Here is a 12,807-nt window from a genome sequence, read left to right as displayed (position 1 = left end):
CCGGCGGATCGAGCGCACTCTTCCTCGCTGCAGTGGCATAGGAGGCGAGCGTGTGCCGCACAGATTGGCGACGGTCGGCCTAGGCCGTTGCGACGACTCACATTGAACATCGCAACGACACAGAGTTAGGCGTCCGCCTGATGGGGTCACTTAGACCTACCGCTGATGGTCATTCGTGCCGGCGAACCGACCCGTGATGTTCAGCCGCCCTGCGCGCCCATAGCCATACCGATCGTGGCGGGTGCCTCAAGGATCGCCAGGACATCCCGTCGAGCTCGCCGTACCGGGCGAACGACGACGACCCCGCGGCCGTCCGCGAGCTCCAGGTAGCCGAGGCCGCTGAGCTGCTGCACAACCTCGTCGACAAGGGGACGAAGTTCAAGCGGCAGCCCTCGTGAAAGAGCAGGCAGCTGGCGACCACCGCCCGCCTGCACATAGACCTTCTTCAAGATCGTTAGGGCAACGCGGTGTGGGTTGGGCAGATCCTGGCGGAGCAGGCCCGCTGTGGTCCGCTCGGCCCCCTCGAACGCGTGGATCGTGCAGTTCGAGAAGTGGCCCGCGAGGCTTTCCGGGATGCTCCGCCAGCCTTCGACCGTCCCAATGTCGCAATTCTGAAAGGTCGGGAAACTTGTTCCCTCGACGATCTCTGACACGTCCAGGGTCTCGATCAAGCACCCCGACAACGTTGCGTCGCCAAGAGCTGCATCCTCGTCGGCGAGTTCCAGTCGTTCGATCAGCAGATCTGCGAGGAACGGGCTGGGCCTTACTTCCCGCGCAGACGGCACGAGCGCCAGAACGGATGCGGCGTCGAACAGGATGGCGTCGTACAGTCCTTCATTCGATCTTGCCTGCATGCAGGCAGCGATCGCGGAGCCGTCGAACTTGCCGCTAATGAGTTCGTCTGCGGCCACTTCCGCTACGAGGGCTGAACTGGTTGTCGACCACCTTGCCCGGGAGCGCATGGGGTGTTCGGCGTATGGAGCGGCTAGGTAGCGCGAGAGGTCGATTGCGAACGCGGCATCTGCGAAGTCGGAGTCTACAAATGTCCGCATCTCCTCGGTTCCAGAACCGTTGGAGCGCGCGAGCCCAGGTAGGCGAAGCAGTGCCTGAACACCCTCTTCCTCGGCTTCATATCCACAGATGTCGTAAAACGCGCGGCGCATGCTTTCGAGCGAGATGGGGCCGCGCCCGTCTGAGTCCTCGCGTGCAACAAGCGCGATCCGGGCCACAAGGGACTCGAAAGTCTCGGCAGGAATCGACGTAACTCGCCCGGCCTCGCGCTCCGACACCAGGCGGATTAGGCGCCGCCATCCTCGCCCACGTTCTACGGCGCCGAGCAGTTCGGAAGACATGACGTCGGGAGTTTGAGCTAGATACTCGACGAAGAGCGGCCGAGATGGGAGCCAGGCCGGGAGATCAACGTCCCCAATAAGTGCTTCGACTTGCTTGTCGTCAAAGTCAAGCAACTCAAAGTGAACGCACGTCGGCATGCCCAGCGTGTCGTACAGCTCTTTCTGGGAAGCGAAGTACTGGGGTCGGCCCGAGATGACAACCGACGCGTTCGGTGGAGTGTCGGCGACAAGTTGGCGTACTGGAGCGAGTGTCTGCCAACGGATCGCCTTGAGGTCGCGGGCCGTTCCAACCCACCTCGTCGGCACGAGCTCGTCGAACCCATCGAGAAGAAGATCGGCGTGGCCGGCTCGCCAGGCAGCGATGAGTCCATTCGAGCCGGCAAAGCCAATCTCTTCAGCGTGTCGTTGGAGAATCTCGCGAGGCGAACGAAGGCCAACGCAATCACGAATGTTGACGTGAATCGGGAATCTGCGCTCGTTCGGCTTTTGAAAGTAAGCCGAACGAAGCCGCCCGAACATCTCCTTGAGCGCTGCGCTCTTTCCGATTCCAAAATCGCCCGTAACGACGAGTCGCGCGCCCCGCTCAACTTCGCGGACGACATCATTTACCTTCGTCGCCTCTCCGGTAGATGCAAGGTTGAGCGTCGGCTCGACGTAACTGCGAGTTGGGGTGGGGGTGGACGTAAGGAGCGCCGAGGCGCTGCCGAACGGCGCGTTTCGCCGTAAGGCGATGTACCCCTCGACGTCGACGAGGCTTTTCTGCAGCGTCAGGAAACTGAGGCAGTGCAGAGTCACGCCGTGGGCTCTCGCAATGGCGTCGATAGCCTTCTTCTGCTCGATCTCCGGCTCTTGCTGAGTGACGAAATAACCTGTCGCGCTCTTGTACCGGTTCTTGGCATCCGACAAGAGGTGCTTTATCAAGCGGGCGAGCTTCCCGCCGTCCTTATTGGCTTTGTCTTTCGTGCGCAACGTGGTGAACTCGTAGACGTTGATGGAGTTTTCGTCGATGAAGGCGCCGTCGTGCTCCGCGCCCTCAAACTCGACAGCACCTTGCAAGCCGGATGGGTCGTGCTTTGCTCGTGCGACGGCGAGAGCCCTCTGCTCAAACTCGCGACCAAGGTCCTCGGCGACCATCGGATCCCTTTCGATCGAGTGACGAGTTGCTGACGCTGGAACGTGCGCCGTGTTGAGGTCGACCCCAGGTCGTTAAGCCGTGCTTGGTAGCGTGCTCGCCGCCGCGTGGATCATCGCGCCGATCTCGGCGATGAGCCGGTGGGAGTCGGTGTTCCCCGAGGCGATGTAGTCGGCGATCGCGTTGTGTGAGTGCTGGTTGGCGAACACCGCGTCGACGACGGCGTCCGACAGGTCGGGAGACTCGAGGAACTGCACGCGGGAGTTGACGCGCGCCTGCTCGACGAGCGCCTCGTTCTCCAGCAGCACGGCGCCGAGGGTGTCGACGAACCCTTCCACCTGGCTGCGCGAGAACTCGGCACCGAACAGGTCGTTGAGCCGGTCGATGACGGCCTGGAACGCGATCAGCACAGGGTCGGGTGCCTTGCCGGAGCCCGCGGCGACGACTCCGCGGAGCCCGGCTCCGCTACCGAGCGTGATGTCCTGGGTCTCGCCGGGCGTGTGCTTGATCTTCTTCAGCACGACGTCCGACACGTCGATCTCCGCCGTCACGGTCGACGGCCGGATGTACCGCTCGAGCAGGCGCAGGAAGATCGCGCGCTTCTCGAGCTGGGTGTCGGCGTAGTCGACGACCTGGCTCATGAAGTCGTAGAGCCGCACGAACGTGCCGACGTCCTTGCGGAACTGGTCGAGCGCCTCTACCTCGGCAGTGTCCTCGCGCCGGACGGCGTCGGTGTACCGCTTCGTGAACTCGTCGCGGGCCGGCTTGATCGTCGCCGCCAGCGCGTTGTTGCCGGCGCGTCCTACCCACGCTGCAACGCAGGCGTCTACCTGTGCCTCGGTGAACACGGCGGCCTGGTCGAGCTTGGCGGAGATGTCGTGGACGACGTTCGGGTCTGTCGTCGTCTCCAGGCGAGCGTCGGTGTAGTACGGCTCGAAGGACTTGCGGATCTCCTCGGGGTCGTTGACGAAGTCCAGGACGAACGTGACGTCCTTGCGCACCCCCGACGGGGTCCGGTAGGTACGGTTGAGCCGCGAGAGTGTCTGCACCGCGAGGACGCCGGACAGGCGCTTGTCGACGTACATCGCGGACAGCAGCGGTTGATCGAAGCCCGTCTGGAACTTGTTCGCGACGAGCAGCACCTTGTACTCAGGCCCGGAGAATGCCGAGGCGATCTGCGACCCGACCTTGGTCGGGTTCATCGACGACTCGGTGAACTGCCCCGGCCCGGTGTCCGCGTCCTCGACTGACCCGGAGAACGCGACGAGGGTGCCGATGTCGGTGTACCCGCGCTTGGCGATGTAGGCGTCGATCTGCGTCTTGTACCGGACCGCGGCCTTGCGGGAATCGGTGACGACCATCGCCTTGGCGTGCCCGTCGAGCAGGTGGGCGACGTTCTCGCGGAAGTGCTCGACGATGATCGCGCACTTCTGGCTGATGTTCGTCGGGTGCAGCTTCACCCACCGCATCAGGCCCTTGGTCGCGGCGGCCTTGTCGACGAGCATGTCCTCGAACGCCTGCTCGACGGGGCTGTCGTAGCCCTCCTCCGGCTGCGGGACACCCGCGACGCTCCGGGCGATCTGCCACGCCGTGTCGTAGGTCTGGTAGCCGCGCAGCACGTCGAGGATGAACTCCTCCTCGATGGCCTGCTTCATCGTGTACGTGTGGAACGGCCGCGGGATGCCGTCGGCGTCCGGGGTACCGAATAGCTCGAGCGTCTTGGCCTTCGGGGTCGCCGTGAACGCGAAGAACGACACGTTCGGCGTAGTCGCCCGTGCGGTCATCTCGGCGGCGAGCTCGTCCTCCACGGAGATCTCGCCGCCGTCGTCCAGGTCTGCCTTCTCCGCGGCGGACAGGATCGTGCGGATCTTCCCGGCCGTCGCACCCGACTGCGACGAGTGGGCCTCGTCGGCGATCACGGCGAACGTCCGGCCGGCGAGGCCCCGGTTCTCGGCGATGGCCTCCATCGCAAACGGGAAGGTCTGCAGCGTGACGACGACGATCAGCTTGCCGCCCGTTAGCGCCTGAGCCAGCGCCTGGGACTTTGAGCCCGACTTGCGGGCCTCGACCTCGTCGACGGTCGTGATGATGCCTTCGCCGCCCGACGACCCGGTGTCGGCCGAGTCGATCTGACGGACGGCGACCTGCAGCTGGTCGTCCAGCACGGTGCGGTCGGTGACGACGATGACCGTGTCGAACACCTTGCGGTCCTGGTCGTCGAACAAGCGCGCCAGCCGGTGCGCCGTCCACGCGATCGAGTTCGTCTTCCCTGATCCGGCCGAGTGCTGGATCAGGTACTTCTGCCCTGGTCCGTGCTGACGGGCGTGCGCCACCATCGCGGTGACGGCCTCCCACTGGTGGTAGCGCGGGAACAGCAGCGTCGTCGACTTCGACACCGCACCGCTGATCGGGTCACGCGACTGCCGCGTCTCGACGTGGCAGAACTTGCCCAAAATCGTCAGCCACGCGTCCCGCTCGAGGACCTTCTCCCACAGGTAAGACGTGGCCGAGCCGAACGGATTCGGGGCGTTGCCCTTGCCGCCGTGGCCGTCGCCCGCGTTGAACGGCAGGAAGTGCGTCTTGTCCCCCGCGAGGCGGGTGGTCATCCACACCTCCTCGTTCGACACCGCGAAGTGCACGAGCGCGCGGTTGCCAAACCCGAGCAGCGGCTGCACGTGCCCACCGGGGTCTTTGGGCTGACGAGCCTTCTTGTACTGATCGATCGCCTCGGCGACCGACTGCGTGAAGTCCGTCTTCAGCTCCAGCGTCGCCACCGGCAGGCCGTTGACGAACAGCACCAGGTCGAGTGACCGGTTGTCCTTCGTCGAGAAGTGCACCTGCCGCATGACCCGAACCCGGACTGTGGCATAGTCCGCCAGCGTCGTCGGGTTCAGCGAGGTCGCCGGCTTGAACTGGCACATCCGGAACGACGACGACACGTGCTTGAACCCGCGCCGCAGCACGTTCAGCGCGCCGCCACCCTGGTCGGCCGGGGTGTCGAGCACCTTGCACAGCCGGTCCAGCAGCGCGCTTGTCGCGGCCGGCTCCCGCGACGTGCCGGCCTTCACCGACCTGGCGAACTCCTCCGGCTGTGTGTCCTGTAACCAGCCCAGCACGTCGCCCGGGATGATCGCCCGCTCCCGGTCGTACTCCGCGCCCGGCTCGTGGTCCGTCAGCGAATACAGCCAGCCGTGCCTCGCGAGGTGGGCGCACAGCTCGGACTCGAACGGCTTCTCGTTGTAGTCCGCCATCACGCCACCCCCTGCGTCGCCCGGCGCGCGCTGCGCACGTCGATCTGGCCGGTTACGGCCGCCGTGATCAGCGCCGCCCGGCGCTCCTTCGCGAGGGCGACGTGCCGCTCTGTCTTGGAGATGAGGGCGTCAATACGTTCAACGCTCTGATCCACGGCCCTCGTGATCCGTTCCTGCTCGTGAATCGGCGGGCAGGCAAACTGTGCGGATCGGATCAGCGCTCCGTTGAGTAAAGGTGCACCGTAGATGTTTGTGTTGGCGTTCTTCGGGACGAACACCGGCAGCGCGTAATAGGCGTAGTCCATCCGGAGGTACGGGCTTTCCCTAAAAGTCGCTATGGCCTCGTTGGTGTACATCGGACGCTCAACGAGGGACACGAGGCCGACGCTGAGTTTAAATGAGAACAGGAGATCGCCGGGGTTCGAGAGTGCCTGGCCGTCAATGGCCGCAGTGCTGAGTCGCTTGGAAGTGCTGGATATGCGCTTCGCGCGCATGTCCGAGATATTTGCCCATAGGTGCTCGCCGTCATACATCGCGTCGTCGCCGGTCGGTGGTGTCCATCCTGTTGTGAACTGCGCAAAATGCCTAAGTGGGCCGACGCGCCATTCTTTGGGCACCATTGGGAGCCAGCGGATCGACGTCTGACGGAGTTCCGCCTCCCCCTCTGCTCCGCAGGTCACGAAGTGTTTGATGGTTGCGGTGCGGCGTTCCCGGAGGGTTGTGATGAGCTGGGTCTGCTTGTCGATCAGCGTGTCGATCCGCGACGTCTGCTCGTCCAGGAAGTCCGCAATCGCCCGCTGCTCCGCCATGTCAGTCACCACAACGGGAAAGCGCTTGATGAAGTCGATCGGAACGCGCCGGAGGTTTCCAACGCCCTGAAGGGTGGTTGCGCCCTCTTGAAGGAATGGCTGAGACCTGCATAGGTACGTGACGAACTGCGCGCATGTGTTAGCGCGGGCCCGCAATACATGGACTTCGGTCGTTGCCGCGCCTGGCACATTCGGCGTTGTAGTTACCCGTCCCGCCTCGAAGGTCGGCGTGATCTTCGGAAGCAGGATGTCGCCCCCGTCGAATCGTGTGTAGCCGCTCTCGACGGCGTGCTTCGGTGGACGGCGCTCCCAGTCTGCGCGGCCGTCGGGCCACACAGCTTCGAGCGGCACGAACAGGACGGCATTGTCGGCTGGCAGGGCGTCGAAGGCTGGTGTTGGTGGGTTGAGCTCCACCAGGCGTCCGAGAGTCGTCGTCACGCCTCAACCTCGCGCAGCAGGCCGAGAATCTCCCCCACGAGCGCGTCGAGGTCCCGGTCGATCTCCTCGAGCGGCCGCGGCGGGACGTAGGTGTAGAAGTGTCGGGTGAACGGGATCTCGTAGCCGACCTTGGTCTTGGTTCGGTCGACCCAGGCGTCGGGAACGTGCGGCAGCACCTCGGCCTGCATGTACGCGTCGATCACGGCGCGCTCGGTGCCGTCGGCGTCGGCGGTCTTGGGTGTGCTGTTCCAGCCGAAGGGGATGTTCTCGGTGTCGCGCAGCTTCGGGTCGGGCTCCGGATCGCCCTTGGCATCGCGAACCTCGTCGGCGGTCTCGTCCCGCTCGCCGATCGTCAGCCACAGCGTGCGGCGCTGCGGCGTCGTGAGCGTGACGCCGTTCGAGCCGAGGTGCTTGCCGAGGTCCTTCATGAATGCGTCGCGGTTGAGGTAGACGTGCTCGCCGAACGTGGCGAGCACGTCCGCCAGTCGGTCGCGGTCGACGGCCTTGAGCTTGGGCTCGTCGCGTACGAGAGCGACCCGCTCGGCCGTGCAGGTGAAGCACAGGCGCAGCGGGCGCTCGACGGTGATGGTCCAGTAGCCGAAGTCCTGCGTGTCGAAGATCTTCGAGGTCTCGCTGGTCTCGAACGACGCGTAGTCGGCGAGGATCGCCTTGCGGTCGACGTCGCTGATCTCGACGCGCTTGGAGCCGAGCGACTTGCGCATCTTGCTCGAACGCCCGGAGCCGTCGATGAGCTGCACCTTGCCGGCCCGCTCGTCGGACTTGGTGTTGTCGAGCACCCACACGTACGTCGAGATGCCGGTGTTGAAGAACATGTCCGTCGGCAGTGCGACGATCGCCTCTACCAGGTCCTTCTCCAGCAGCCAGCGACGGATCTCCGACTGTCCCGAGCCGGCGCCGCCGTTGAACAGCGGTGACCCGTTCATCACGACCCCGACGCGCCCGCCGCCCTGCGACGCCGGGCGCATCTTCGAGGCGAGGTGCAGCAGGAAGAGCATCTGCCCGTCGCCGACGCCCGGGAGCCCCGGTCCGAACCGGCCGGCCAACCCGCGCTTGTGCTCGTCCTTGACCGCCTTCTCCGACGCCTTCCAGTCCACGCCGTAGGGCGGGTTGGCCAGGCAGTAGTCGAAGGTCTGGCCGGGGAACTGGTCGTCAGCCAGGGTGTCGCCCAGCTTGATGTTGTCCGGGTTCTGGCCCTTGGCGAGCAGGTCGGACTTGCAGATCGCGTACGACTGGTCGTTGATCTCCTGCCCGTACAGGGTCAGGCGCGCGTCGGGGTTCTCGTCGCGCAGGTGCTCCTCGGCCAACGAGAGCATGCCGCCGGTGCCTGCCGTGGGGTCGTAGACCGTGCGGACGGCGCCCTTCTCGGCCAGGGCGGCGTTGTCCTCGGCGAATATCAGGTCGACGACGAGGCGGACCGCGTCGCGCGGCGTGAAGTGGTCACCGGCAGTGGCGTTGGACGCCTCGGCGAAGCGGCGGATCAGATCCTCGAACAGATCGCCCATGTCGGAGTTCGAGATGACGTCCGGGTGCAGGTCCACCTTCGTGAACCGCTCGACCACCAGGTAGAGACGGTCCTTCTCGGCGAGCTTGGCGACGACCTCGTCGAACTTGAACCGGTCGAACACGTCGATCGCGGAGGAGAACGAGTGCACGTACTCCACGAGGTTGGCCTGTAGGCCGTCCGGGTCTTGCAGCAGGCCGGTGAGCGTGAACTTCGAGGTGTTGTAGAACCGCAGCCCCGTGGCTTGCCGCACGAGCGAGGCCTGGCGCATCTCGGAGTCGACGCCGGCGATCAGGCCGGCGATCTGCTCGCGATGGGGCTCGAGGATCGCGTCGAGCCGGCGCAGGATCGTCATCGGCAGGATGACCGACCCGTACTCGTGCTGCTGGTACGGGCCGCGCAGCTGGTCCGCGATCCCCCACACGAAGCTGCTGAGCTTGCTCACCGGTGTTGCCTCGACTCTCGACGTACCTCACGGCGCGCGAGCGAGAGGCCCGGTCGCCACTGATCGTTCGTGAGGCTAGCGCGCCGGTGGTTCAGCGAAGCGGCGCAGCGCGAACCGGACCGAGTTGCCCGGGTCTGCGGAAGTCGTGAGCAGCCGGGAACAACCATGGCCGCTCGAGAGTTGAGCCCAACAGACTCAAGTTCGCCGCCCCGAGGTTGCGCATCGCGCAACGCAGGGGCAAGGTTGAGCGTGGCGGACTCAAGAGGCTGTCCGAGACATCCAGCAAGGAAAGAAGGCACGCACATGGCACGAGCAGTCGGCATCGACCTCGGCACCACCAACTCCGTGGTCGCCGTCCTCGAGGGTGGCGAGCCCACGGTCATCGCCAACGCCGAGGGGTCGCGCACGACGCCGTCGGTGGTCGCGTTCTCCAAGACGGGCGAGGTGCTCGTCGGCGAGATCGCCAAGCGCCAGGCCGTCACCAACGTCGACCGCACCATCACGTCCGTCAAGCGTCACATGGGCACGGACTGGTCGGTGGAGATCGACGACAAGAAGTACACCGCGCAGGAGATCAGCGCGCGCGTGCTGTCGAAGCTGAAGCGCGACGCGGAGGCCTACCTGGGCGAGCCCGTCACCGAGGCCGTCATCACGGTCCCGGCCTACTTCAACGACGCCGAGCGCCAGGCGACGAAGGACGCGGGCACCATCGCGGGCCTCAACGTCCTGCGCATCATCAACGAGCCCACCGCGGCGGCCCTGGCCTACGGCCTCGAGAAGGGCAAGGAGGACGAGCTCATCCTCGTCTTCGACCTCGGTGGCGGCACGTTCGACGTCTCGCTGCTCGAGGTGGGCAAGGACGACGACGGCTTCTCGACGATCGAGGTCCGCGCGACCTCGGGCGACAACCGCCTCGGCGGCGACGACTGGGACAACCGCATCGTCGACCACCTGGTGGCCGAGGTGAAGAACTCCACGGGCGTCGACCTGTCCAAGGACAAGATCGCCCTGCAGCGTCTGCGCGAGGCCGCGGAGCAGGCCAAGAAGGAGCTGTCGTCCGCGACGAGCACCAACATCTCGCTGCAGTACCTCTCGATGAGCGAGAACGGCCCGGTCCACCTGGACACCAAGCTCACGCGCGCGCAGTTCCAGCAGATGACGCAGGACCTCATCGACCGCACCAAGGCCCCGTTCAACGCGGTGATCCGCGACGCGGGCGTGAAGCTCTCCGAGATCGACCACGTGGTCCTCGTCGGCGGCTCGACCCGCATGCCCGCGGTCACCGAGGTCGTCACCGAGCTCACGGGCGGCAAGGAGCCCAACAAGGGCGTCAACCCCGACGAGGTCGTGGCCGTCGGTGCCGCGCTGCAGGCCGGCGTCATGAAGGGCGACCGCAAGGACGTCCTGCTCATCGACGTCACGCCGCTGTCGCTCGGCATCGAGACCAAGGGCGGCGTGATGACCAAGCTCATCGAGCGCAACACGGCCATCCCGACGAAGCGCTCGGAGATCTTCTCGACCGCCGAGGACAACCAGCCCTCGGTGCTCATCCAGGTCTTCCAGGGCGAGCGCGAGTTCGCGCGCGACAACAAGCCGCTGGGCACGTTCGAGCTCACCGGCATCGCGCCGGCCCCGCGCGGCATCCCGCAGGTCGAGGTCACGTTCGACATCGACGCGAACGGCATCGTGCACGTGTCCGCCAAGGACCGCGGCACGGGCAAGGAGCAGTCGATGACGATCACCGGCGGCTCGGCCCTCCCCAAGGAGGACATCGACCGCATGGTCAAGGAGGCCGAGGAGCACGCGGCCGAGGACAAGAAGCGCCGCGAGGACGCCGAGGCCCGCAACTCCGCCGAGCAGCTCGTCTACTCGACCGAGAAGCTGCTCGTGGACAACGCGGACAAGCTGCCCGACGACGTCAAGACCGAGGTCCAGGCCAAGGTCGGCGAGCTGAAGGTCGCGCTCGAGGGCACGGACGCCGACGAGGTGAAGGCCAAGACGGCCGAGCTCTCGACCGCCGCGCAGAAGATCGGCGAGGCGATCTACGCGAACCAGGGCTCCGCTGACGCGCCGGCCGACGAGCAGCCCGCTGCGTCGTCGTCCGCCGCCGATGAGGACGTCGTGGACGCCGAGGTCGTCGACGACGAGGAGACCAAGTGACCGACGAGAACCGCACCCCCGGGCCCGGGCAGGGCCCGGGGGGCGACCCCGAGGAGCAGCCGCGCTTCACGGACAAGCGGCGCATCGACCCGGAGACGGGCGCGGTGCGCACGCCGGCCGAGGACGCGCTGGCCGAGGCCGAGGCGACGCTCGACGCCGCTGAGGAGTCGGTGGTGCTCGAGGGCCTGGTCGAGGCGCAGAAGCTGGCCGCCGAGCGGCTCGACGAGCTGCAGCGCGCGAACGCGGCGCACTACAACCTCGAGCAGCAGTACTCGGCGTACGTGAAGCGCTCGAAGGCAGAGGTGCTCGCGGCGCAGGACCGCGGCGTGGCGAACGTCGTCGAGGCGCTCATCCCGGTGCTCGACGACATCGAGCTGGCTCGCCAGCACGGTGACCTGACCGGCCCGTTCGCGTCGATCGCGGAGAAGCTCGAGGCGACCCTCGGCCGATTCGGCGTCGAGCGGTACGGCGCGGCCGGCGAGCCGTTCGACCCGGCGGTCCACGAGGCGCTCATGCACGCGCACTCGGCGGACGTCACCGAGCCGACGGTGCAGATGGTGCTCCAGCCCGGCTACCGCACGGCCGACCGCGTGCTGCGTGCAGCACGCGTCTCGGTCGTCGACCCGGAATCCTGACGCGCGACGTCCGAGCGGGCGCGCGTCGGCAGCGACGCCGCCCGCTCGGACGAGACGCAGGAACGACGAACGAGGAGGTCGGGTGACCGGGCAGGACTGGATCGAGAAGGACTTCTACAAGGTCCTCGGTGTGGCCAAGGACGCCGACGCGGCGACCATCAAGAAGGCGTACCGCAAGCTCGCCCGCACCAAGCACCCCGACCACAACCCGGGCGACGCCAAGGCGGAGGCCGAGTTCAAGGAGATCGGCGAGGCCTACGCCGTGCTCTCCGACGCGGAGCAGCGCTCGCAGTACGACCAGCTGCGCGCCATGACCGGTGGCGCCCGCTTCCAGGCGGGCGGTCGCGGCGGCGGCGCGGGTGGGTTCGAGGACATGTTCAGCTCGATGTTCGGCGGGGGCGCGGGCCAGGGTGGCCGCGTGCGCTACTCGACGGGTGGCGGCGGCCAGGCCAACCTCGAGGACCTGCTGGGCGGGATGTTCGGCGGTGGCGGTGGCGGCTTCCAGCGGGGGCCGCAGCGCGGCGTCGACCTGACCGCGAGCGTCACGCTGCCGTTCCGCGACGTGACCGCGGGCTCGACGGTGTCCCTGTCGGTCGAGGGTCGGACCGTCAACGCGCGCATCCCCGCGGGGGTGCGCGACGGCCAGAAGATCCGGCTGCGCGGCAAGGGCCGCCCGGGCGAGCGGGGCGCGGAGCCGGGCGACCTCGTCGTCACGGTGCACGTCACGCCGCACCCGGTGTTCTCCGCCGACGGCGAGAACCTGCGCGTCACCGTCCCGGTCGCGTTCGACGAGGCGGCGCTCGGGGCGACCGTCGAGGTGCCGACCCTCGACGGCGGGACCGTGAAGGTCAAGGTCCCCGAGGGCACCCCGAGCGGGCGCGTGCTGCGCGTCAAGGGTCGCGGCATCGCCGGCCCCAAGTCGACGGGTGACCTGCTCGTCACCGTGCAGGTCGTCGTGCCGCAGCGGCTCACGCCCGCGGCGCGCGAGGCCGTTCAGGCGTTCGGCATCGCGACCTCCGGCGAGGACGTGCGCGCCGGGCTGATGGAGCAGGCGCGGCAGTGA

The 12,807-nt window shown here is 66.8% G+C and carries 7 protein-coding genes; 3 read left to right on the top strand and 4 right to left on the bottom strand.

Annotated features, from left to right (window positions below):
• Window positions 1-200 precede the first annotated feature (200 nt).
• The 4 genes from AW16_RS0104125 to AW16_RS0104110 form a co-directional block, all read right to left on the bottom strand.
• Window positions 201-2,486: a hypothetical protein gene (locus tag AW16_RS0104125; RefSeq protein WP_051681655.1), complete on the bottom strand. Its 2,286-nt coding sequence runs from the start codon at window positions 2,484-2,486 to the stop codon at window positions 201-203.
• 72 nt (window positions 2,487-2,558) lie between these two features.
• On the bottom strand, window positions 2,559-5,735 hold the full coding sequence (locus AW16_RS0104120; RefSeq protein ID WP_051681658.1) for a type I restriction endonuclease subunit R: 3,177 nt from the start codon (window positions 5,733-5,735) through the stop codon (window positions 2,559-2,561).
• Complete coding sequence (locus tag AW16_RS0104115) at window positions 5,735-6,982, bottom strand: restriction endonuclease subunit S (protein ID WP_156044045.1); 1,248 nt, start codon at window positions 6,980-6,982, stop codon at window positions 5,735-5,737. The genes AW16_RS0104120 and AW16_RS0104115 overlap by 1 nt, the downstream gene beginning before the upstream one ends.
• Entirely contained in the window at window positions 6,979-8,949 is a 1,971-nt protein-coding gene (locus tag AW16_RS0104110; protein ID WP_029288430.1) for a class I SAM-dependent DNA methyltransferase, read from the bottom strand. Before AW16_RS0104110 ends, AW16_RS0104115 begins: the two co-directional genes overlap by 4 nt.
• Window positions 8,950-9,252: 303 nt before the next feature.
• Between AW16_RS0104110 and dnaK the strand changes: the two genes are divergently transcribed.
• The 3 genes from dnaK (at window position 9,253) to AW16_RS0104095 (ending at window position 12,807) form a co-directional block, all read left to right on the top strand.
• Window positions 9,253-11,109, top strand: a complete 1,857-nt coding sequence (dnaK, locus tag AW16_RS0104105; RefSeq protein ID WP_029288432.1) for a molecular chaperone DnaK — start codon at window positions 9,253-9,255, stop codon at window positions 11,107-11,109.
• The gene (gene grpE / locus AW16_RS0104100) at window positions 11,106-11,744 is read left to right on the top strand and encodes a nucleotide exchange factor GrpE (protein ID WP_029288434.1); all 639 of its coding nucleotides are present in this window, start codon (window positions 11,106-11,108) and stop codon (window positions 11,742-11,744) included. Before dnaK ends, grpE begins: the two co-directional genes overlap by 4 nt.
• Window positions 11,745-11,826: 82 nt before the next feature.
• On the top strand, window positions 11,827-12,807 hold the full coding sequence (locus AW16_RS0104095; protein WP_029288435.1) for a DnaJ C-terminal domain-containing protein: 981 nt from the start codon (window positions 11,827-11,829) through the stop codon (window positions 12,805-12,807).

It is taken from the genome of Cellulomonas sp. HZM, from assembly GCF_000708885.1.
GTDB lineage: Bacteria > Actinomycetota > Actinomycetes > Actinomycetales > Cellulomonadaceae > Cellulomonas.
This window is presented reverse-complemented; position numbering and strand designations above follow the sequence as displayed.

What these genes read in the sequence shown, in the direction of transcription:
- AW16_RS0104125 (WP_051681655.1), bottom strand. Translation starts at nt 2,486, where the DNA reads ATGGTCGCCGAGGACCTTGGTCGCGAGTTTGAGCAGAGGGCTCTCGCC.
- AW16_RS0104120 (WP_051681658.1), bottom strand. Translation starts at nt 5,735, where the DNA reads ATGGCGGACTACAACGAGAAGCCGTTCGAGTCCGAGCTGTGCGCCCAC.
- dnaK (WP_029288432.1), top strand. Translation starts at nt 9,253, where the DNA reads ATGGCACGAGCAGTCGGCATCGACCTCGGCACCACCAACTCCGTGGTC.